Raw genomic sequence first — 22,472 nt, 5'->3', positions numbered from 1 at the left:
GACAAAACGGATATGGAGCGGCAGGCAACTGCCGCTCCAGCCATTGAACTCAAAGGTATTTCCAAAGCCTTTGGTCCAGTGCAGGCCAATAAAGATATTTCCATCCGCGTTATGCCCGGTACGATCCATGGGATCATCGGCGAAAATGGCGCGGGCAAGTCCACGTTGATGAGCATCCTTTACGGCTTTTACAAAGCGGATAAGGGCGAGATCTTCATCAGTGGAAAAAAGACAGACATCCCTGACAGCCAGGCCGCGATCGCCGCAGGCATCGGGATGGTGTTCCAGCATTTCAAGCTGGTCGAGAATTTTACGGTGCTTGAGAATATCATTCTGGGTGCCGAAGACGGGCGGTTGCTGAAGCCGTCGCTGGCCAAGGCGCGCAAAAGCCTTTTAAAGCTGGCCGATGATTACGGCCTCAAGGTCGACCCTGACGCGCTGATCCAAGACATCGGTGTTGGCATGCAGCAACGGGTCGAGATCCTGAAGGCACTGTACCGGCAGGCCGATATTTTGATCCTAGATGAACCCACGGGCGTGCTGACCCCCGCCGAAGCCGATCAGTTGTTCCGCATTCTGGGCCGGCTGCGGTCCGAGGGGAAAACGATCATTCTGATCACGCATAAACTGCGCGAAATCATGGACATTACGGATACCGTATCGGTGATGCGACGCGGTGAAATGACCGCAACGGTCGAGACCGCAGAAACCTCCCCCGCCGAGCTGGCCGAGCTGATGGTTGGCCGCAAGGTGTTGTTGCGCGTGGATAAAGTACCGGCACAACCCCGTGATGTCGTTCTGGATATCCACGGCCTGCGCGTGGTGGACGAAAAAGGCGTGGAACGTCTGCGCGGGATCGATCTGCAAGTACGTGCCGGTGAAATTCTGGGCGTCGCGGGTGTGGCTGGCAACGGCCAGTCCGAACTGCTTGAGGTCTTGGGCGGCTATCAAACCGGCACCGGTTCTGTGAAGGTCAAAGGTCAGGAACTGGACCTGACCGGCAAGCAATCCGACGGTCAGTCACGACGCAACCACGGCATTGCCCACGTGCCCGAAGACCGCCAACGCGAAGGTCTGATTATGGACTATCACGCGTGGGAAAACACCGCCTTTGGCTACCACAAGGACCCGTCCTATCGCAGTGGTATCTTGATGAACAACGCCGCGATCAAGGCCGATACCGTCGAGAAAATGGAACGTTTTGACGTGCGCCCGCCAAACCCGAAACTGGCGGCCAAGAACTTCTCGGGCGGGAACCAGCAAAAGATCGTTCTGGCCCGCGAGATCGAGCGTAACCCCGATCTGTTGTTGATTGGCCAGCCCACACGCGGTGTCGATATTGGTGCCATCGAATTCATCCACCAACAGATTGTTGCCCTGCGTGATCAGGGCAAGGCGATCCTGCTGGTGTCGGTCGAGCTTGAGGAAATCCTCGCACTCAGCGACCGTGTCGCCGTGATGTTTGACGGGCAGATCATGGGTGTGCGCGATGCCGCCGACACCGATGAAAAAGAGCTGGGCCTGATGATGGCGGGCATTACCGACGCTGATGCAAAGATAGGGGTCTAGGATGGACGTCATGCCAAAATGGGCCGAGGTCGTCCTTGTGCCGCTTATCTCTTTGATCTTGGCGGCGACCCTGTCGGCGCTGGTGATTTTGGGCATCGGGGAAGACCCGGTTGCTGCGGTCAAACTGATGGTGACAGGCGCATTGGGCAGCACCTATGGCTGGGGCTATACGCTGTATTACGCCACGAATTTCATGTTCACCGGACTATGCGTCGCCATCGCGTTTCATGCGCGTCTGTTCAACATCGGCGGCGAAGGTCAGGCGATGCTGGGCGGTCTGGGCGTTGCGCTGGCCTGCTTGTACATCCCTTGGCCACATTGGTCGTTGGCGCTGATCGGGGCCACCACAATGGCCGCGCTTTTTGGTGCAGCATGGGCCGCGATACCGGCATTTTTGCAAGCCAAACGCGGTAGCCATATCGTTATCACCACGATCATGTTCAACTTTATCGCCGCGGCGGTCCTGAACTACATTCTGGTCAATATGCTGCGCCCAAAAGGCAGCATGGACCCGGCCACCGCACGGTTCCCCGACGCAACCAAATTGCCGACACTGCATGATTTGCTGGCCCCCATCGGGATCAACTTTTCCAAAGCGGCCCCCGCCAATATCTCGCTTCTGGTCGCGATTGCCGCCTGTTTCTTTCTTTGGGTACTGATCTGGCGCACCCGGCTTGGTTATGAAATTCGGGCCTATGGCCATTCGGAATCCGCTGCAAAATATGCGGGGATTTCACCGGTAAAGATCACGATGATTACGATGATCATCTCGGGTGGGTTGGCCGGAATGATGGCCATCAACAACGTCATGGGCGAATCTGAACGGCTGGTTCTGAACGCGACCGAAGGGGCCGGGTTCATCGGTATTGCGGTTGCCTTGATGGGCCGAAGCCATCCGTTGGGCGTTTTTCTGGCCGCGATCCTATTCGGGTTTCTGTACCAAGGCGGTGCCGAACTCGCGCTTTGGACCTCGATCCCGCGCGAATTGATCGTCGTCATTCAGGCGCTGGTCATCCTATTCACCGGCGCGCTTGATAACATGGTGCGGATGCCGCTGGAAAAGATATTCCTGAGCATCCGAAATGCCCGCGCCCCCAAACCAGAACGTAAACCGGTGGAGCCTGCAGAATAATGGATTACATGACACTTATCCAACTGCTGGACAGCACCGTTCGCCTTGCGACACCCCTGCTGCTGGCCTGCCTTGCTGGGCTGTTCTCTGAACGCGCCGGGATTTTTGACATCGGTCTGGATGGCAAAATGCTGGCGGCAGCGTTCTTTTCGGCGGCTATTGCGGCATTGTATGGCAATGTGTGGCTGGGGCTGCTGGCGGGGATCGCCGCTTCGCTCGCGCTTAGTTTGCTGCACGGTCTGGCATCAATCACCTTTCGCGGGAACCAACTGATATCCGGTGTGGCGATCAACTTTCTTGCCGCCGGTCTGACCGTGCTGATCGCCCAAGATTGGTTTCAACAGGGCGGGCGTACCCCGTCGCTGATCGGTGGCGCGCGGTTTAATCCGATCACCCTGCCCTTTGCCGACGCGGTTGAGCCTGTGCCATTCATTGGCCCGCTTTACGCCGAACTAATCTCGGGCCATTCGATCCTTGTTTACGCCGCCTTTGCTGCTGTGCCGCTGACCTGGTGGTTGCTGTATCGTACGCGGTTCGGTCTGCGCCTGCGCGCTGTGGGGGAAAACCCTGCCGCCGTGGACACAGCAGGCGTGTCGGTCATCGGGCTGCGCTATGCCGCCGTGTGCATCTGCGGCGTCTTGTGTGGCATCGCGGGTGCGTATCTAAGCACCGCCCTGCAAGCCGGGTTCATCAAGGACATGTCGGCAGGCCGTGGTTATATCGCGCTGGCGGCTTTGATCTTTGCCAAGTGGCGGCCTTGGTACGCGCTTTGGGCGACATTGCTGTTTGGCCTGTTCGGCGCGCTGGAAACACGCCCCGACGTGATCGAAGCATTGATCGGCGTCAAAGTTCAGGGCCAATTGCTGGGCGCGCTGCCCTATGTCATGACCGTCATCATCCTTGCCGGTTTTGTTGGCAAAGCCATCCCACCCCGCGCGGGCGGGGAGCCCTACGTAAAAGAACGCTAATACCACCTGCGCTGCCGGAAATTTTTCGGCAGCGCAGCATCCACAATTGATTTCAATCCGAAAATCAGGCTAACAGCATATATGCAAATATACCTGCCCATTGCCGAGATTTCGGTTAACGCGTTCCTGCTGTTAGGCTTGGGCGGCATTGTGGGCATTCTTTCCGGTATGTTTGGCGTCGGTGGCGGGTTTCTGATCACGCCGCTTTTGTTCTTTATCGGCATCCCGCCGGCTGTCGCTGTGGCGACCGGTGCGAACCAGATCGTCGCCTCCTCCGTCTCTGCCCTATTGGCCCATCTTAAGCGCAAGACGGTCGATCTGAGGATGGGCACCGTGTTGTTGATCGGCGGACTTTTCGGGGCTGCCGGAGGCGTCAGCATCTTCAACTACCTGAAATCCCTTGGCCAAGTCGATTTGCTGGTCAACCTTTGCTATGTGGTTTTTCTGGGGATCATCGGCGGGTTGATGTTCATTGAATCGCTCAACGCGCTGTACAAAACCCGCACCGGAAAACGCCAGCCACGCAAGAAACACACTTGGATTCAAAAGCTGCCGTTCAAGATGCGGTTTCGTGTCACGGGGCTTTATATCTCGGTCATTCCACCCTTGTTGGTTGGCGCGTTCGTCGGTCTGCTGGCCGCCATCATGGGCGTCGGTGGCGGCTTTATCATGGTGCCGGCAATGATCTATCTGCTGGGCATGCCGACCAAAGTGGTCGTTGGCACGTCGCTATTCCAAATCCTGTTTGTAACCGCCTTTACCACGCTGCTGCACGCGACAACCAACTATACCGTTGATATTGTTCTGGCCGTCCTGTTGTTGATCGGCGGCGTGATCGGCGCGCAATTTGGCACCTCCCTAGGGACCAAGCTGAAGGCCGAACAGCTGCGCATCCTGCTGGCCCTTTTGGTGCTGGCCGTCTGTGGGAAGCTGGCGCTGGACCTGCTGCTGCAACCGTCCGAGCTTTATTCCATCGGGTTCACGTCATGATCCGGCAGTACTTTGCAGCGACCCTTGCCTGTCTGACATTTTGGACGATGGCACACGCCAAAGAAGACATCGTGCTGGGCCTGAACCAAACCGAAGTATCGATCGCCACGAATTTCAACGGGTCCGAGATTATCATTTTCGGGGCGGTCAAACGCGAAACGCCGATACCGGACACGTCCGAATTACAGGTGGTCGTCACGGTATCCGGCCCGTCAAAGCCCGTCGTGGTCCGCCGCAAAGAAAAGAAATTCGGTATCTGGGTGAACACCGCGTCGGTCGAAGTGGACCACGCGCCCAGCTTTTACGCCGTTGCCACCAGTGGGCCGCTTCACGATGTCCTAAGCCGGGTCGAAGACCTGCGCCACAAGATATCAATCCCTCGGGCGATCAGGTCGGTTGGGGCGCCAATGACGATTACGGATTCCGCTGCATTCACCGAAGCATTGATCCGTATCCGCTCAAGGGAAGACCAGTATCAACTGGACGAGGCAGGGGTCACCGTCGATCAACAGACGTTGTTCCGCGCGACAGTGCAGCTTCCTGCTGCTTTGGTCGAAGGGGATTATGACACACGCATTTTCCTGACCCGCGACGGAAACGTCGTCGCGCAATATGAGACCTTGATTGACGTGCGCAAGGTCGGGCTGGAACGGTGGCTCTACAACCTGTCGCGCGAACAGTCCTTGCTGTACGGTCTTTTATCGCTGGCAATTGCGATCAGTGCCGGATGGTTGGCCTCGGCCGCGTTTGCATTGATCCGCCGTTAACCGCGCCCGATATAGGGCATCTTGGTCGCCATCACGGTCATGAATTGAACATTCGCCTCCGCTGGCATTTGCGCCATATGCAGCACCGATGACGCCGCATGTTTCACGTCCATCGTATCCATGTCGGGATTGGCCGCCTTAAGGTCCGCGACCAATTCGCTTTCGGCGTTACCAATATCAATCTGCCCGCAGGCGATGTTAAAAGGTCGCCCATCCAGGGACAACGTGCGCGTCAGGCCGGTGACCGCGTGCTTGCTCATCGTATAACAAACCGACCCGGGGCGCGGCACATAGGCCGACAGCGATCCGTTGTTGATGATACGCCCGCCCGTGTTCTGTGCGCGCATACGTTCAAACGCCAGTTGCGCTGCGATGAACATGCCATTGATATTGACCTGCATCACCTCGGTCCAAACCTCGAGCGGGATTTCATCGATGGGGCCGGACACCCCAAACAGCCCCGCGTTGTTGAACAGCACATCGATATGGCCAAACGCATCGAAAGCCTCCCGCATGGCCGCCGCATCCGTCACATCAGCCGGCAGCGCCACCGCGTTAGGGTAGGCATCAGCGATTTCGGCCAGCCGGTCGGCCCTGCGCGCGATCAACCCAACGCGCCATCCCTGATCCAGGAACAGCTCCGCCGTCGCGCGCCCGATACCCGAACTCGCACCGGTAATCAGTATCGTTTTCATACCTCTTCCTCCGTCTGAATGTCCAAGCTCAGCGGGGCCACTGGGGTCGCCCGCAAGTCATCGACACGCAGCATACCCGTCGGCTTGGACAAGCGGTTACGCACCACCCAGATCAACCGTTCCTGCGCCCGCGTGATCGCCACATAGGCAAGCCGTTTCCACAGGGGCTGCCCCGCCTCTGACCGGCCCATACGCGCTGCGGCGTATAGATCGGGGGCAAAGACTTGGACCGTATCCCATTGGCTGCCTTGCGCCTTGTGGATGGTCACCGCCGCCCCGTGCAAGAACGTGGCCCCCATACGGGCGGCAAAGGGAATGAACGGTTCTTCCTCATCGGGTTTTTCGATCTTCACAATCGACGCGGCCGATATCTGCGGATCCTCGGCTCCCATCACATGCAAACGGCTGAACCCGGGTTTGCGACCATTGCCCAGATAGATCACCTGCGCGCCTTTGATCAGGCCGCGCGCCTCAAGGTCGAGCCGTTTTTTCCGGTGCTTAAGCGGCAATTCAATACCATCACAAATCAACGGCTCGCCCGCCAACAGCGCATCCTCTGGCGCGCCATGCACGGACCGGAACGCGTTAATCAGCCGAATGCGCGTCGCGTTGCGCCACACCAAAACGGGGGACCGTGCCATCAAATCAACCTCGACACGCTGGCCCCAGACCACACGATCATCTTTCTTGGCGGCCTCCTCGATCATCCGTTCAAATTGCTCAAACGTCAGATCAGGGTCTGCTAGCGCGTGGGCCAAATCCAGAATAGGGTTGTCAGCTTGCTGACGGTGGATACGGCTTAGGTTCAACACCCGGTTTTCCGGCAGTTTCTCAAACACCATGGTGCCGGATTGCCCGACCGGGGCCAACTGCGCCGGGTCACCGAACAACAGCAGCGTCGGAAAAATCTCTTTCAGGTCTTCGAACTGCTTATCATCCAACATCGAACTTTCATCGACCAAGCCGATGTCCAACGGTTCTTCGCGGCGCTTCCACCCTGTGATGAAATCACTGCCCCGCAATCCCGCAGCGGCCAGTGCGCCGGGGATCGATTTATTGTTGGCATAAAATGCAGCGGCACGGTCAAGCGACACTTCGGTCAGCCCCTCGATCTCGGGCCGCTCGCCATTACCGGTCAACCATTCCGCGATACGCTCGTATTCGGGGTCGTAAACGGGGGTGTATAATATCCGGTGGATCGTCGTCGCGGGGACGCCCCGCAACCGCAACACCGATGCCGCCTTGTTTGTCGGGGCCAAAATCGCAAGCGACCGCTTATCCTTGCGCTTGCGGGATTCGTAATCGCCCGAAACGATATCAACACCGGCGGCTTGCAAGGCCTTGTAAAGCTCTGCCAGCAACAGCGTTTTGCCGGATCCGGCCTTGCCAGTCACGGCCATAACCTGATCCTTGCCCCCGGCGGGCGGCATCAAAAGACTGTCTTCCAGATTAATTCCGGCGAGGCGCAGCATTTCGGTCACGCTGTCATATGCAGCCGCCTGATCATCTGAATAAGTAAGCATTGGTGTTGTCATGGGGCGACCCTAAATCAGGGCCGCGCCGGGGGCCAGACAACTTAGCCGCTAATCGCAACCTTCATCGCAGAAGCTGCCCTGAAACTTTGCTCAAACCATTGCTCGGATTGGCGCGGCGAAATGCCCGACCGTTCCGCCAATCGCGCTTGCGCAGCTTGGTCAAAGCTCCAGAGCCCCACACTGATCCGTGCCGCGCCCTCACCGCTGCTGCCCAGAATTTCGGGCGACGCACCCGTCATGCGGTATATCCGCACCATCCGGGCATCAAACACCCCGGCGAAATGCGCAACGCCAAAGCCCCGCATAATCTCTCCGCCCCCCAGCATTAGCGCAGCGGCGGCCTGCCCGGATGCTTCCGCGCTCAGGCAGAACCGCGTGCATTCCCAAATCAACGGGCTGCAAATAGGCCCCTCCAATAATCCCAAGAAATGCTCGTTGACCATGGTCCGCCCTGTCGTCGGCAAAAACCGCATCGACCCGCCATGGATGCCACCGGGCAACTCCCAAATCACGTATAAGGGGTTTAGCGTATCATATGCGTCTTTCTCAAACCCGTCCGCATCGACAGTAACATCCCATTTCAACCGGTCTTTAAATTGCGCCGCCCTGTCGCGAAACATGGTTGCACTCAGTTTCGGGTGATCTTTCAGTTGGTCACCGTAAATGTATCTCAACATGAATTGCCGCATCCCCTTGCTGGTTCGGGGGTCTCAATACATGTGGGTTATTTAACGCTGGCCGATATTAGCGCCCGCCAAAGCAACCGGAATCGCAACTTCACTTTTCCAAATGGACCAAAATCCCGGGGGAGCCTGAAAGGCGGGGGCTGGCCCCCTCCTTGGCTAACTACACAATAATCAACCCGCGGCTAAGCGCGCGCGCCACTGCATGGGTGGTATTCAGCGCGCCCAATTTGAATCGCGCGCTTTCAATATATACCCGCAAGGTATGCTCGGAAATGGATAGGGTGTTTGCAACTTGCGCCCGATTATACCCAATCGCGATCAAGGTCATTGCGTCGACTTCACGCGGCGAAAGCGCTTGCGCGGCTTCTGGTTTGCGCCCCGGCTCCAATTCCAGCGCCTTTTCATTGAAATAATGCGCAATCAAAATAAGCTCGCGGCGGTTAGCCTCGGTAAAGGCCTCCCACTCAGGATCGCTACAGGAATTGTTTACGGTAAAAAGCGCAAATTGCCCGTTTGGCCCGCGTATTGGAACAGAAAAACCTTGGTTGCCAATGCCATATTCAATCGCCTCCAACAGCAATGCGCGGGCGGCTTTGCTGCTCCAATCCAGCCGTTTCCAATCCACTGGGTGAAAACGTTGATAGCACCCCGATATCACCGGGTCCGTGCGCAGGTAATTCTGGCTTAGATAGCGTTCCTGCCAGGCCTCCGAATAAGTGCCACAGCCATATTGATCCCCCGCGGAATCAACCCAGTGATACACGACATGCGCAAGATCGTAGTGGTCGCGCAGCGCTTCGCTGGCGACTTGTAGGCCCTCAAATGTGGTGGCCTGTTCCAGCCCCTCCAATATCAGATCCAGCTTTGCAGAGATCGCTACCATTTGGCTTCCGTCCAGTCCTGTCTTCACGGGCGGAAATCTCGGCCAAGGCAACAATCGCGGTATCATCCAACTGTTCTGCCAATACGGGCAAACCGTTGATTGTCGCGAATGCCTTCAGATCGGTGAGAACTTCCAATATCCAGTCGCTTTGCATGTTAAAATTCTCACTTTTGTGGTTAAATATTGATTAACACAACCATAGCATGCGCTCAAATTTGCACATAGTCGCGGTTTCCAACTCCCCATTTCTGGTGGGATAGCGTTCAGACAAGCTATTGTTTCACAAAATGCCACTTTCAAACGCATCGCGCCCGCGAAGCGGTTAACCGATTCGCGGGCGCATTCCGTCCTATTCGAACGTGTGTTACTTACTTTTTCGCTTCCAAAGCATCTTCCAAGGTACGCAAACCGGTTGTCGGTGACTGTACCAGAACAGACATGTTCCCCGGCTTGTGTTCGTTTGCCAACATTTTCATGTGGGCGGCGGGCAGGTCATTCCATGTAAAGACTTCCGACATGCACGGGTCCAACCGGCGCTCGAGCATCAGTTTGTTCGCTGAGGACGCTTGCTGCAAATGGGCAAAGTGGCTGCCTTGCAGACGCTTTTGGTGCATCCACATATACCGCACGTCCAGTGTCAGGTTAAAGCCAGAGGTACCGGCACAGATCACAACCATGCCGCCCTTTTTACAAACGAAGGTGGACACAGGGAATGTCGCCTCGCCGGGGTGTTCGAACACCATATCGACGTTTACGCCTTTACCAGTGATTTCCCAGATCGCCGCACCGAATTTGCGCGCCTCTTTGAACCAGGCGGCGTATTCAGGTGTGTTCACTGTTGGCATCTGACCCCAGCAGTTGAAATCCTTGCGGTTCAGAACGCCCTTGGCCCCAAGGTCCATGACGAAATCACGCTTGGATTCATCCGAGATAACACCAATCGCATTTGCGCCAGCGGTGTTGATCAACTGGATCGCGTAAGATCCCAAACCACCCGATGCGCCCCACACCAATACGTTTTGGCCGGGCTTCAGGTCATGTGGTTCGTGACCGAACAGCATCCGGTACGCCGTCGCCAAGGTCAGCGTATAGCAGGCGGCCTCTTCCCAGGTCAGGTGCTTGGGACGTGGCATAAGCTGCTGTGCCTGCACGTTGGTGAATTGAGCAAATGACCCATCAGGTGTCTCGTAGCCCCAGATGCGCTGGCTGGGCGAATACATCGGGTCGCCACCGTTGCAGTGCTCGTCATCGCCATCGTCTTGGTTGCAGTGAATCACAACCTCGTCGCCGACTTTCCAGCGCTTTACCTTGTCGCCAACCGCCCATACGATCCCCGATGCGTCGGAACCGGCGATGTGAAAGGGTTGTTTGTGGCCATCGAACGGGCTGATCGGTTTGCCCAAGGCAGCCCAGACACCATTGTAGTTAACGCCAGCCGCCATAACCAGAACCAGCACTTCGTGGCTGTCGAGCTTTGGAACATCCACCACTTCTTCCAGCATCGCCGTGTTCGGGTTGCCATGACGTTCGCGGCGAATGGTCCAAGCGTACATTTGCTTGGGCACATACCCCATCGGAGGGATCTCACCGATTTCGTACAGGTCTTTTTCCGGCGCATCGTACTGCGCAATGTTCGTGTCCAGGGCCATGGGGGTCTCCACTGTCAGAATTCGTTTGTGCCGCAGTGCAGAATCGCGGCGTCTAAAAGTGAGATATTGCCCATGGCGCAACAATGCAACCGGAATTGGTCATAATTTGCAACTTTATAACTTTGCAACCGCAGAAAAATCGGGGCCGGGTTCTATTTTTTAAAGAAATGCACGATTGAGTTGGCATAGAAGGTCAACGCAGGCAGTTGATCTGGCACCACTGCAATTACATCGTTGTCTGCGCGTATCATCCCGCGTTGCAGCAAATGTTCACGCGCCTTAAAGACCGCGTCGTCGAAATCATCATGAGGGATGTCTATGGATGTTTTCGCCTGCCCCAACAGCCGCGCCATCTCAGCAGTCAGCGCATCATCGGTCATCGGCGCTGCGGCCGACACCAATGCATGCGCCATCAGCGGAACAAACAGCAACGGCATCTCGCTGGCGATGCGCCCCATCAGATCTTGGGCGACACGATCCACATCGGGGTTAGGGCCATAGTCACGCAGTGGCACGGGTTCACCAAAAACCACTGCCGCCTCGCCAAAGCGCAGAAACTTGCCGCGTATCCGCAACCATGTTTTACGAAGGATAAAGGTCAAGATCACAGATATACGCGCCTTGAACCGGCGGGTGCCTGCTTGGCCTGCGGCGATCAAAACGCGATCTTCCAGAACCCGATCATAGTTAATAGCCACCGGCACAAACACCACGTCACGATCGGCAAGGTCAGCCTCAAGAACATAGCCGAGCAACCCCATCTTCGGCGGCATCAACTTGCCATCAAGGCTCAGCCCGCCTTCTGGGAAAATTGCTTGGGTCACGCCGCCTTGGGTCGCCTTTTGAACGTAGCGCGCCAGAATTTTGCGGTACAATGCGCCCCGCGATTTGCGGCGGATGAAATAGGCACCCATCGATCTGATCAACCGGCTAAGCGGCCAAACCCGCGCCCATTCCCCCACCGCATAGCTCAGTGCCGATGCCTCGCCCGCCAGATAGGTCACCAATACATAGTCCATGTTGCTGCGGTGGTTCATGATAAAAATCACCGTGGCGTCGCTGGGTATCTTTTCGATCACGGCGGCGTTGTTGCTGCCTGTCCGCACCTCGTACAACGTGTTGGCCAAAAACCGGGCGAGCCGAATGCCGAAACTGAAATAGGCAAAGGCGCTGAAGCTCGGGACAATCTCGCGCGCATATCGGCGTGCCTGCTCGAACGCGACGTTTTCGGGAATGCCTTCTGCACGGGCATGATCAGCAATCGCCTGACTGACTTGGGGGTCATAGATCAGCCGCTGGATCATGTCGTGGCGGCGGGCCAGCTTGAAAGGTTCAATCGGGCGTGTCAGACGCTTATTTAGCCGTGCCACGGCCCGTTCCAGACGCAGCCGGAAAAACCAACGCACGGATGGTAACAAGAAATGGCTTAGCGCTGTGACTGCCGCAAAAAGCAAAATCACCACAAATAGCCAGATAGGGAGTTCAACGGTCTGCGTCATCGGCCCACCCTTGCAGAACCAAAAGGGGCTGAGCAATATTAAACAGACGTTCCCCCCAAAACCGATGTTAACATGCCGCGATGCAGCGAATTGACACTGCCTGATTATTTCAAGTATCAGTCTGTCAGAGTAATAATATTGCTCTCCCGATTCACGAAAGGCCGCACCATGACGCAACAAACCAAAGACCGCCCTTGGCTCATCCGCACCTATGCCGGACACTCCACCGCCGAGGCATCCAATGCGCTGTACCGCAGCAATCTGGCCAAAGGTCAGACCGGCCTTTCTGTTGCTTTCGACCTTCCGACACAAACCGGATACGACAGCGATCATATCCTGTCACGTGGCGAGGTCGGCAAAGTCGGCGTTCCCGTTGGCCATCTTGGCGATATGCGGATGTTGTTCAAAGATATCCCGCTTGAGCAAATGAACACCTCTATGACCATTAACGCGACCGCACCGTGGTTGCTGGCGCTCTATATTGCCGTGGCCGAGGAACAGGGCGCTGATGTTTCTGCCCTGCAGGGAACCGTCCAAAACGACCTGATCAAGGAATACCTGTCGCGCGGCACGTATATCTGCCCGCCAGCACCGTCCTTGAAGATGATCGCGGACGTGGCTGAATATTGCTATACAAACGTGCCAAAATGGAACCCGATGAACGTGTGTTCCTACCACCTGCAAGAGGCCGGCGCGACACCCGAGCAGGAATTGGCCTTTGCCCTGGCCACCGCCACAGCCGTCTTGGACGCCCTGCGCCCCCGCGTGCCCGAGAAAGATTTCCCAACACTGGTTGGCCGGATTTCATTCTTTGTGAATGCCGGCATTCGCTTTGTCACCGAGATGTGCAAAATGCGCGCCTTTGGTGACCTATGGGATGAAATTTGCCTTGAACGCTACGGCGTCGAGGACCCCAAATTCCGCCGCTTCCGTTACGGTGTTCAGGTGAACTCCCTAGGTTTGACGGAACAGCAGCCCGAAAATAACGTTTATCGCATTTTGATCGAAATGCTGGCCGTCACGCTGTCGAAAAACGCCCGCGCCCGCGCCGTTCAATTGCCCGCGTGGAACGAAGCTTTGGGTCTGCCGCGCCCGTGGGATCAGCAATGGTCGATGCGGATGCAGCAAATCATGGCCTACGAGACTGATCTGCTTGAGTTTGACGATCTGTTTGATGGCAACCCGGCCGTTGATCGCAAAGTCGAAGCGTTAAAAGAAGGCGCGCGCGCCGAATTGGCCAACCTTGACGGCATGGGCGGTGCAATTTCCGCAATAGATTACATGAAATCGCGATTGGTCGAAAGCAACGCCGACCGTCTGGGCCGGATCGAACAGGGCGAGACAATTGTTGTCGGCGTCAACAAATGGCAACAGGGCGAACCCTCACCCCTGATGACCGGCGATGGCGGCATCATGGTCGTTGACCCGGCCGTTGAAGCCGATCAGATCAACCGCCTGAGTGCATGGCGAAACGAACGCGATCAGGCCGCTGTGGACAAGGCGCTGGCCGATCTACGCGCGGCCGCCGCCGAAGGGCGCAATGTCATGGAACCGTCAATCGCTGCCGCCAAAGCTGGGGTAACCACCGGTGAATGGGCCGCGCAAATGCGGGCTGTGCATGGCGAATATCGCGGCCCCACGGGCGTTGCCGCAGGCCGTTCGAACAAGACAGAAGGCTTGGATGATCTGCGCGAGGCCGTGGATGCTGTCAGCACACGTCTGGGCCGCAGGCTTAGCTTTCTGGTTGGCAAGCCCGGGCTTGACGGCCATTCAAACGGCGCAGAACAAATTGCCGTACGCGCCCGCGATTGCGGCATGGATATCGCCTATGAGGGTATTCGCCTGACGCCGTCGGAGATCGTCAAAGCCGCGAAAGAGGGTAATCACCACGTTGTCGGGCTTTCTATTCTTTCAGGGTCGCATATTCCGCTGGTCGAAGACCTGATGGAGCAGATGCGCGAGGCTGGTCTTGGACATATTCCAGTCGTTGTGGGTGGAATCATTCCCGAAGACGACAAAACACGACTTCTCAGAATGGGCGTGGCGCGGGTTTATACGCCCAAAGACTTTGAGTTGAATACAATCATGCAAGATATCGTAATACTGGCAGACCCGGAAACTATTGCAGCACAGTAATTTGATTAGGCGCTTATTTTCTTTTTTTGTTTATTCTTTTCGCGTAAAGCGAAAGCCACTTGCTGAATAGGAACGAGTAAAATGAGCATTAATCTAGACTCCATGTCTCATAAAGAGCTTGAGACTTTGTTGAACGACGTGAAAACTGCGATTAAATCTGCGTATGAACGCGACCGTGTAGAAGCACGTAAAGCGGCTGAAAAAGCAGCGGCTGAATTTGGTTTTTCTTTGGATGAAGTATCTTCGGGTGCAAAAAAACCAAAGGGTGCCAAAGCTGCTGCAAAATACGCAAACCCTGCTGACAAATCCCAAACTTGGACTGGCAAAGGCCGCCAACCAAATTGGTACCGCGAACTGACAGCCAAAGGCGTTTCGCCAGACGACCTCGCCATCTAAGGCTAAATCTGTAACGTAGAATAGAGTGCCCCAACGCCGGGGCGCTCTTTTACATTTAACGGTAGATATCAAAATGACGACACATATCGGTGCCCAAGTGGGCGAAATCGCTGAAACGGTTTTAATGCCCGGTGACCCCTATCGCGCAAAATGGGCGGCAGAAAAGTTTCTGAAAGACCCCAAACTTGTGAACGAAGTGCGCGGTATGCTCGGTTTTACCGGTACATGGAATGGCCACCGTGTAACCATTCAGGGTTCCGGAATGGGAATGCCGTCGCTTTCTATCTACGCCAATGAACTGATTTCGACCTACGGTGCCAAAACGCTGATCCGCATCGGATCATGTGGCGGCATGCAGCCGCATGTTGGCATTCGTGATGTCATCATTGCAATGACGGCGACAACAATCACGTCCCCTTCTTCTGGTATTTTCCGCGAAATGAATTTCGCGCCTTGTGCCGATTGGTCCTTGTTGCAAGCTGCCGTTACGGCTGCGCAATCAATGGATACCAAAACCCATGTCGGCGGCATTTATTCGTCTGATGTGTTTTACGCCGAACGCCCGGATCTGGATGAACAGATGGTCCGCCACGGCGTCTTGGGCGTCGAGATGGAAGCCGCCGAGCTCTATATCTTGGCAGCACGTCATAAATGCCGAGCTTTGGCCGTGCTTACCGTCAGCGACCACCTGCAAACCGGTGAGGCATTGCCCGCATCAGAGCGCGAACAATCCTTTGGCGACATGGTCGAGATTGCGTTGAAAGCAGCCTTTCCCGACGCATAAAATACGTCGGTACGCTTAAACCCCGCATTGGGGTTTAAGCGCTAGACACCATGTGATCGGTCATAGCCGCTGACAAAGGGTTGTGCCGCGGCATCTGCTTCAGGCGCATAAATCTCGACCAGCAGCGGATAGCAGGCCGCAGCATCCGAAGAATGCTCTGCCGAGCAATCGCCCCCCGGACAGGCGCTTAACGCGCCCAGCAGATCAATCTCGGCGTAGAATTCAAGATAGTCACCGGGCCGCACCGGGCTGGCCTTCATAAAGTACTGGCCCGTGTCACGGGTAAATCCGGTGCACATAAAGACATTCAGCACATCATGCACGTACGGCTCGGCCTCGGCCACGGGAACGCCTAGGTGGTTTGCCAGCGCGCGGGTCAGGTTAGAATGACAGCAATGATGGTACTGCCCGCCCGCCAACAAGTGATGGGTGTAGGGATCACAGCGCGTGCCGATGACATCATGCACCGATCCGCCAAATTCATCCTTGCCGTACCAGCCCAGCGTATCATGGGTGATCGTCGCCATGGGCCGCAGATAAGGAAAGCTGGTCCACATCCGTTGACCCGTCGTAATATGAGTTCCGTGCAACGCGCGGGTTTTGCCGGAATAGAACCGTTCATTCAGGTTATCACGCGCCCACAGGTTCAAATCACCGACCTGCGACCCCTCAACGCTGACAATCCGAAAGAAATGCCCCGCAGGTACGGTAAAGCATCCCGCATCGCGCGGCGGCACCAAAACTTCGTCCACCTTCGTCATCGTGGCACGCGCCCGCTCGTACCCGGCCATGTCTGGCACAGGAAGGGTATCAACCGGATAGCAGATAACCGGTTTAACCGCGCGCCGTGCAGCTGCGTCTTTTGGTGTGTTCATGCGTTTTTCCCTGCAATGCGACCCGAGAATAAACATCCGCCAAGGAATGTCCCCTCAAGCGCGTTATACCCGTGGTAACCACCGCCGCCAAAGCCGCAAACCTCGCCTGCAGCGAAAAGACCCTGCAAAACGCCGCCCTGTGTCGTCAGCACCCTGCCTTGCAGATCGGTATGCAGACCGCCCAAACTTTTACGGGTCAAGACGTTCAGCCTGACAGCGATCAGCGGACCATTTTCGGCGTCCAGAATGGCATGCGGTTTGGCCGTGCGGATCAGCTTATCCCCCCGATAGTTGCGCGCACCGTGGATCGCAGTGATCTGCGCGTCCTTGGAAAACGGATTATCCAACTGCCCATCCCGCGCCGCGATCTGGGAATGCACATGTTCCAGATCAAGCGGCTGATCCGGGGTTAGCTTATTCATCCCCGCAATCAGTTCTTCCAAACGATCTGCGACAATGAAATCTGCGCCATTTTCCTTGAACGCCTCAACAGCGGGCGTGGCCCCTTTGCCAAGCCGCGCTTTCAACACATCACGCCAGCCGCCATCCGTCAGGTCAGGATTCTGCTCAGACCCTGAAAGGGCAAATTCCTTTTCGATGATCTTTTGGGTGAGGATAAACCAACTGTGCTCGCCCGCCTGCAATATCCGCTTGAGTGTCGACAACGTGTCAAAGCCAGGCATGCAGGGGGCCTCCATCCGGTCGCCCTTGGCATCCAGCCAGATCGACGAAGGGCCGGGTAAAATACGAATGCCGTGGTTGGGCCAAATCGGGTTCCAGTTTTCAACACCCTCGCAATAGTGCCACATGCGGTCTTCGTTGATCAGCCCAGCACCAGCCGTCGCCGCGATACCGTGCATCTTGCCGTCCACGTAATCTGGCACGCCTGAAACCATGCGGCGTGGCGGGTTCCCCAGACGGTCAGCGGGCCAATGCTTGCGCACCAGATCATGATTGGCGCCGATGCCCCCCGTCGTCAAAATAACGGACTCGGCTTGATAGCTGAACGCGCCGGTCACTGAACGGCCCGTGCTTTCCCCGCGCGGCTTGGTTGTGTCTTCAAGCACATCCCCCGACACCCCGCACACGGTACCATTTGTAACCTCAAGCGCGGTAACTTGATGGCGAAACGCCATGTGCAGCTGTCCGGCGGCAGCGTAGTCCTGCATCAGCTTTGCAAAGGGGGCCACCACGCCGGTGCCCGTCCCCCAAGTGATGTGGAAACGCGGCACGGAATTGCCGTGCCCCCCCGCCATCGACCCACCGCGTTCTGCCCAGCCGACGACAGGGAACCACCGCATGCCCAACCCGTGCAGCCAGCCGCGCATATCGCCAGCGGCCCATTCGACAAACCGTGTGGCATAGGCGCGCGGGTTTGCATCTTCGGGGCGATCAAACTGCGCGGAGCCCATCCAATCGCGCAAGGCCAGTTCAGCACTGTCGCGGATACCAAGCCTGCGTTGTTCGGGCGTATCCACCATGAACAACCCGCCGAGGGACCAAAATGCCTGCCCACCCAGGCTTTGCGGGCCTTCTTGGTCTATCAATAGCACGCGACGCCCGCGCGAAACCGCTTCGTGGGCGGCGACCATGCCAGCAAGGCCTGCGCCCACTACAATCACATCTGCTTTGAAATTTTTATCAGTCATGGTTCCCCCCCTAGCTCAGGAAAAGGCTAGTCGACGACCGATGGCGGTGTCGAGGACCGTGTTCAAAGTGGCCGCGAGGTTACTTTGGATTTGCAGTCTTGCGGGGGGCCTTTTGTGGCGGTGTATGCCTCGGCACCGCAGGCAGCGCAGCGGTAATAGTGCCGGCTGCCCTTGTCCCGTGACGCGTTTTTTCGCCACCGACAGGCGCGTGTATCTGTGCCGCGCCGGGTAACATAGGCGACGATAAGAAATACGATAATAAAGGTGATTAGAATAAGAGGCATATGCGGCCTGCCGGCCCACCCCGACGGATGCGGGGTGGGCAAAGCTGATTAGATGGTGCGTTCGACCATCATCTTTTTGATATTCGCGATTGCTGCCGCCGGGTTCAAACCTTTGGGGCAAGTCTTGGCGCAGTTCATAATCGTGTGGCAGCGGTACAGTTTGAACGGATCTTCAAGTTCGTCCAAACGCTCGCCTGTTGCTTCGTCCCGGCTGTCGATCAACCAGCGATAGGCGTGCAGCAATGCGGCTGGACCAAGGTAGCGATCGCCATTCCACCAGTAGCTGGGGCAGGATGTGGAGCAACACGCGCACATGATGCATTCGTACAAACCATCCAGCTTGGCCCGGTCATCAATCGACTGCTTCCATTCCTTTGCAGGGGCTGGCGTTTCGGTTTCCAGCCAAGGCTGGATCGACGCGTGCTGCGCATAGAAATGGGTCAGGTCGGGGATCAAATCCTTGACCACAGGCATGTGTGGCAAAGGATAGATTTTCACCGCGCCCTTCACTTCCTCAACGCCGTAGGTACAGGCAAGGGTGTTGATCCCGTCGATGTTCATCGCGCAAGATCCGCAGATCCCTTCGCGGCAGGACCGGCGGAATGTCAGGGTCGGGTCGATCTCGTTCTTGATCTTGATCAGAGCGTCCAAAATCATCGGACCGCAGCTGTCCATGTCCACGAAATAGGTGTCGATGGCTGGGTTCTTACCGTCATCAGGGTTCCAGCGGTAAATCTGGAACTGCTTGAGGTTTTTGGCACCTTCGGGTTTTGGCCACGTCTTACCGGATGTCATCCGGGAATTTTTTGGGAGCGTGAGTTGAACCATATCGCTTCTCCTGGTCTGCCGGGCGTTACCCCGTTTTCAATAAATTCGGGCGCTTAGTTTTTCTTAAGATAAAGCGCGTTTCCTTCGGCCTGCATGGTTTCTTCGAAACCGCTGGCCAGTATTTTTTCGCAAAGGTCGGTCTGCCATTCATCGGCATGACGTACCTCGATCAAGATCGCATCGGGCAACCATCCGCCAGACTGCGCGCCGTCCAGCATCGGGCCAAGAACGGCTTCTTCAGCACCTTCAACGTCGATTTTTATCAGCGTGAAATCGTGATCTTTCGACGCGGCTGTAAAATGGCTCAGCGGTCGGGTGGGCACCAGGATCGTACCATTACGCATCCCGGGCTTAACGTCCTTTAGGGACGCCTGACCGTAGTTATGCCCGCGAAAGTTCAGCGTCGCCTCGCCCTCGTGATCAGACAATGCACAGCCTTCTATCCGAATGACGTCAGCAAGGTTATTAAGCTGTATGTTATGGCCCAAACGCCCCACCATGATCGGGTTGGGTTCAAACGCGATAACGCGCGATCCTTTGCCACAAGCAAGCGCCAGCGGAATGGTGAAGGCACCGCAGTTGGCACCGATGTCCATCACCAGAACGTTGCGATCTTCCACCAGCTCGACCACAGCCACCAGCGATTTCAGCTCGGGTGGGCAGCCGTCAAGCCACATGCGGGTTTCGGTATAGTTGTCGCGGGGATCAACAAGCATCTTGATGTCAGCGAATTCGATCTCGACCGGGCCAAGCGACGCCTTGATCTTTGACCGTTCTTGCGTCGATCCCTTGCGGTAGCGGTCGCGCAGGGCATCCATCTCGGCCGCTTTGATCTGGTCCGCCATCACGTTGCTTTCCCCCTCAACCCCCATCAGCCAAGAGTTCCCGTCAGGCCAAGGCTGCTTTGCGACAGGCAGCGCACGGTTTCAGGGCGCGACAGAACAGAGCGTACAGTCGCAACGGTCGTGTCATCCACACCAATCACCACCGACTTGGCAAAAACGCGCACCTCGTCGGCACTGGCATGATCGATCACACAGTCGGTGAACGGCGTGATCATCTGCTTTGGTACCTCGGGAAAACGCGTGGCGATGGTTTCTGTGACAACACCTTTGGTGCTTTCGCGGGCGATTGCATCAACGCGGTCGGACGCCTCTGTACAGGCAGATAGGCCCGCAGCCACCAACACCATGCAAAACGCTGCCGAACGGCCCGTGCCGTGACGCAGGCCTGCCAAGGTGTTTTGAATTGAATATCCCGCAACTGACACAGTGTTTCCTTTGGATTGGTGTATGCCCCGGCATGTGCCGGGCCGGAACCGTGGCTTTAGTACACCCGCGCTTTCGGTGCGATTTTCTTGAGGTCGATTCCGCCCTCTTTCTCGGTCGTCAAAGGATCAAGATGAACGCCGCGATAACCAAGCGACGCTTCGTTCCCTTTGAACCAAACAAGGCTGTGCTTGCGCCAGTTTTTGTCATCGCGATCCGGATAATCCTCGTGGGCGTGTGCCCCGCGGCTTTCCTTGCGCGCTGCCGCTGCCGTGATCGTCGCCACAGCATTTGGCATCAGGTTGGTCAACTCAAGCGTTTCCATCAGGTCAGAGTTCCAGACCAGCGACTTGTCCGTCACTTTGAGGTCCGCAGTTTTGGCTGCAACCTCGTCCATCTTCACTTTACCTTCGTTCAACGTCTTGTCGGTGCGGAACACAGCAGCATCGGCCTGCATGGTTTTCTGCATCTCTAGGCGCAGTTCCGCAGTTGCGATGTCACCCTTGGCATAACGCAAACCGTCAAACCGGTCGAATGCCGCATCAATCGAGCGTTGATTTGGCGTGGGCACTGGTGTCGTCGGATCAACGATATCCTTGGCGCGGATCGCAGCGGCCCGACCGAACACAACCAAATCGATCAGTGAGTTTGATCCAAGACGGTTTGCCCCGTGAACCGAAGCGCAGCCCGCCTCGCCAACAGCCATCAGGCCGGGTGCAACGTTGTCAGGTTTGTCGGCGGTCGGTGACAGCACCTCGCCCCAGTAGTTCGTGGGAATGCCGCCCATGTTATAGTGGACCGTCGGCAGAACCGGGATCGGTTCCTTGGTCAGGTCAACGCCGGCAAAAATGCGCGCCGATTCCGAAATACCCGGCAGGCGCAGATCCAGTGTCTCTTTGGGCAGGTGGTTCAGGTGCAGGTGAATGTGGTCTTTGTTTTCGCCCACACCGCGCCCTTCACGGATTTCCATCGTCATGCAGCGCGAAACAACGTCGCGGCTGGCAAGGTCTTTATAGGTGGGCGCGTACCGCTCCATGAACCGTTCGCCTTCGGAGTTGGTCAGATAGCCACCTTCGCCGCGCGCGCCTTCGGTGATCAAACAACCCGCGCCATAGATACCGGTCGGGTGGAACTGAACAAATTCCATATCCTGCAGGGGCAGACCTGCACGAGCAGTCATGCCGCCGCCGTCACCGGTACAGGTGTGTGCCGATGTGGCGCTGAAATAGGCGCGGCCATAACCGCCGGTCGCCAAAACAACCATCTTGGCGCTGAACAGGTGCATGGTGCCGTCGTCCAGTTTCCAGCACAAAACGCCCTGACATACGCCGTCTTCGGACATGATCAAATCGATGGCAAAATATTCGATATAGAATTCCGCGTTATGCTTTAGCGATTGCCCATAAAGCGTGTGCAAGATCGCGTGGCCGGTGCGGTCAGCCGCGGCACAGGTGCGTTGTACGGGCGGACCTTCGCCAAATTCGGTGGTGTGGCCACCGAACGGACGCTGGTAAATCTTGCCCGCTTCGGTGCGCGAGAATGGAACGCCGTAATGCTCAAGCTCGTAAACCGCCTTGGGGGCTTCACGGGCGAGGTATTCCATCGCATCCGTATCGCCCAGCCAGTCAGACCCTTTGACGGTGTCATACATGTGCCACTGCCAGTTGTCGGGACCCATGTTCGACAGCGACGCGGCAATGCCGCCCTGCGCTGCAACAGTGTGCGACCGTGTCGGGAAAACTTTGGTAACGCAGGCCGTTTTCAGGCCCTGCTCGGCCATGCCGAGGGTGGCGCGCAGACCGGCACCACCGGCCCCCACAACAACCACATCATATTCATGCGTTTCATATTCGTATGCAGCCATGTCTCGGACTCCCGT

General features: G+C 56.7%; 20 protein-coding genes. 8 read left to right on the top strand and 12 right to left on the bottom strand.

Translation table 11 applies throughout. The annotated features are described in order from the left end of the window. The first annotated feature begins 12 nt into the window (after positions 1-12). The 5 genes from AADJ11_RS04530 to AADJ11_RS04510 all read left to right on the top strand — a co-directional run bounded on the left by AADJ11_RS04530 (position 13) and on the right by AADJ11_RS04510 (position 5,426). Entirely contained in the window at positions 13-1,569 is a 1,557-nt protein-coding gene (locus tag AADJ11_RS04530) for an ABC transporter ATP-binding protein (protein ID WP_341233666.1), read from the top strand. A gap of 1 nt (position 1,570) precedes the next feature. Then, the gene (locus AADJ11_RS04525; RefSeq protein WP_341233348.1) at positions 1,571-2,701 is read left to right on the top strand and encodes an ABC transporter permease; all 1,131 of its coding nucleotides are present in this window, start codon (positions 1,571-1,573) and stop codon (positions 2,699-2,701) included. Further along, the gene (locus AADJ11_RS04520) at positions 2,701-3,669 is read left to right on the top strand and encodes an ABC transporter permease (protein WP_093916787.1); all 969 of its coding nucleotides are present in this window, start codon (positions 2,701-2,703) and stop codon (positions 3,667-3,669) included. The genes AADJ11_RS04525 and AADJ11_RS04520 overlap by 1 nt, the downstream gene beginning before the upstream one ends. Positions 3,670-3,750: 81 nt before the next feature. Then, positions 3,751-4,659 (top strand): sulfite exporter TauE/SafE family protein, encoded by a 909-nt coding sequence (locus AADJ11_RS04515; RefSeq protein WP_341233347.1) that lies wholly within the window; start codon positions 3,751-3,753, stop codon positions 4,657-4,659. A gap of 47 nt (positions 4,660-4,706) precedes the next feature. Next, the gene (locus tag AADJ11_RS04510) at positions 4,707-5,426 is read left to right on the top strand and encodes a TIGR02186 family protein (RefSeq protein ID WP_341233665.1); all 720 of its coding nucleotides are present in this window, start codon (positions 4,707-4,709) and stop codon (positions 5,424-5,426) included. On the opposite strand, the gene AADJ11_RS04505 is transcribed toward AADJ11_RS04510, so the two are convergent. From AADJ11_RS04505 to AADJ11_RS04480, 6 genes are all read right to left on the bottom strand, one after another. Continuing rightward, entirely contained in the window at positions 5,423-6,121 is a 699-nt protein-coding gene (locus AADJ11_RS04505) for an SDR family oxidoreductase (RefSeq protein WP_341233346.1), read from the bottom strand. The two genes, AADJ11_RS04510 and AADJ11_RS04505, sit on opposite strands and share 4 nt — an antisense overlap. Next, a complete protein-coding gene (locus tag AADJ11_RS04500) occupies positions 6,118-7,656 on the bottom strand; it encodes an AAA family ATPase (protein ID WP_341233345.1) in 1,539 nt (512 codons plus the stop codon). Before AADJ11_RS04500 ends, AADJ11_RS04505 begins: the two co-directional genes overlap by 4 nt. Positions 7,657-7,697: 41 nt before the next feature. Beyond that, positions 7,698-8,333 carry an acyl-homoserine-lactone synthase gene (locus AADJ11_RS04495; protein ID WP_341233344.1) on the bottom strand — a complete coding sequence of 212 codons (636 nt, stop codon included), beginning with the start codon at positions 8,331-8,333 and terminating at the stop codon, positions 7,698-7,700. A gap of 169 nt (positions 8,334-8,502) precedes the next feature. Then, a complete protein-coding gene (locus tag AADJ11_RS04490; protein ID WP_341233343.1) occupies positions 8,503-9,225 on the bottom strand; it encodes an autoinducer binding domain-containing protein in 723 nt (240 codons plus the stop codon). 368 nt (positions 9,226-9,593) lie between these two features. Next, complete coding sequence (gene ccrA / locus AADJ11_RS04485) at positions 9,594-10,874, bottom strand: crotonyl-CoA carboxylase/reductase (RefSeq protein WP_341233342.1); 1,281 nt, start codon at positions 10,872-10,874, stop codon at positions 9,594-9,596. Positions 10,875-11,026: 152 nt separating this feature from the next. Beyond that, entirely contained in the window at positions 11,027-12,373 is a 1,347-nt protein-coding gene (locus AADJ11_RS04480) for a 1-acyl-sn-glycerol-3-phosphate acyltransferase (protein WP_341233341.1), read from the bottom strand. Between the two features lie 72 nt (positions 12,374-12,445). Between AADJ11_RS04480 and AADJ11_RS04475 the strand changes: the two genes are divergently transcribed. The 3 genes from AADJ11_RS04475 (at position 12,446) to deoD (ending at position 15,689) form a co-directional block, all read left to right on the top strand. Continuing rightward, complete coding sequence (locus tag AADJ11_RS04475) at positions 12,446-14,509, top strand: protein meaA (RefSeq protein WP_341233340.1); 2,064 nt, start codon at positions 12,446-12,448, stop codon at positions 14,507-14,509. 81 nt (positions 14,510-14,590) lie between these two features. After that, the gene (locus tag AADJ11_RS04470) at positions 14,591-14,905 is read left to right on the top strand and encodes an H-NS family nucleoid-associated regulatory protein (protein ID WP_341233339.1); all 315 of its coding nucleotides are present in this window, start codon (positions 14,591-14,593) and stop codon (positions 14,903-14,905) included. Between the two features lie 73 nt (positions 14,906-14,978). Further along, positions 14,979-15,689: a purine-nucleoside phosphorylase gene (gene deoD, locus AADJ11_RS04465; RefSeq protein WP_341233338.1), complete on the top strand. Its 711-nt coding sequence runs from the start codon at positions 14,979-14,981 to the stop codon at positions 15,687-15,689. A 41-nt stretch (positions 15,690-15,730) separates the two neighbouring features. Here the strand turns inward: deoD and AADJ11_RS04460 are convergent, their stop codons facing one another. The 6 genes from AADJ11_RS04460 to sdhA all read right to left on the bottom strand — a co-directional run bounded on the left by AADJ11_RS04460 (position 15,731) and on the right by sdhA (position 22,457). Next, positions 15,731-16,564 carry a DUF1989 domain-containing protein gene (locus tag AADJ11_RS04460; protein ID WP_341233337.1) on the bottom strand — a complete coding sequence of 278 codons (834 nt, stop codon included), beginning with the start codon at positions 16,562-16,564 and terminating at the stop codon, positions 15,731-15,733. Next, complete coding sequence (locus AADJ11_RS04455; protein ID WP_341233336.1) at positions 16,561-18,213, bottom strand: FAD-binding dehydrogenase; 1,653 nt, start codon at positions 18,211-18,213, stop codon at positions 16,561-16,563. The genes AADJ11_RS04460 and AADJ11_RS04455 overlap by 4 nt, the downstream gene beginning before the upstream one ends. Positions 18,214-18,545: 332 nt before the next feature. Further along, a complete protein-coding gene (locus AADJ11_RS04450; protein WP_341233335.1) occupies positions 18,546-19,325 on the bottom strand; it encodes a succinate dehydrogenase iron-sulfur subunit in 780 nt (259 codons plus the stop codon). 53 nt (positions 19,326-19,378) lie between these two features. Then, on the bottom strand, positions 19,379-20,197 hold the full coding sequence (locus tag AADJ11_RS04445; RefSeq protein WP_341233334.1) for an FkbM family methyltransferase: 819 nt from the start codon (positions 20,195-20,197) through the stop codon (positions 19,379-19,381). Further along, complete coding sequence (locus tag AADJ11_RS04440) at positions 20,197-20,595, bottom strand: hypothetical protein (RefSeq protein WP_341233333.1); 399 nt, start codon at positions 20,593-20,595, stop codon at positions 20,197-20,199. The genes AADJ11_RS04445 and AADJ11_RS04440 overlap by 1 nt, the downstream gene beginning before the upstream one ends. Positions 20,596-20,651: 56 nt before the next feature. Then, positions 20,652-22,457 carry a succinate dehydrogenase flavoprotein subunit gene (gene sdhA / locus AADJ11_RS04435; protein ID WP_341233332.1) on the bottom strand — a complete coding sequence of 602 codons (1,806 nt, stop codon included), beginning with the start codon at positions 22,455-22,457 and terminating at the stop codon, positions 20,652-20,654. Positions 22,458-22,472: the final 15 nt, after the last annotated feature.

It is taken from the genome of uncultured Sulfitobacter sp. (assembly GCF_964021855.1).
Taxonomy (GTDB): Bacteria; Pseudomonadota; Alphaproteobacteria; order Rhodobacterales; family Rhodobacteraceae; genus Sulfitobacter.
Note: the sequence above shows the minus strand (reverse complement) of the source record. Positions and strands in the feature narration are given on the sequence as shown.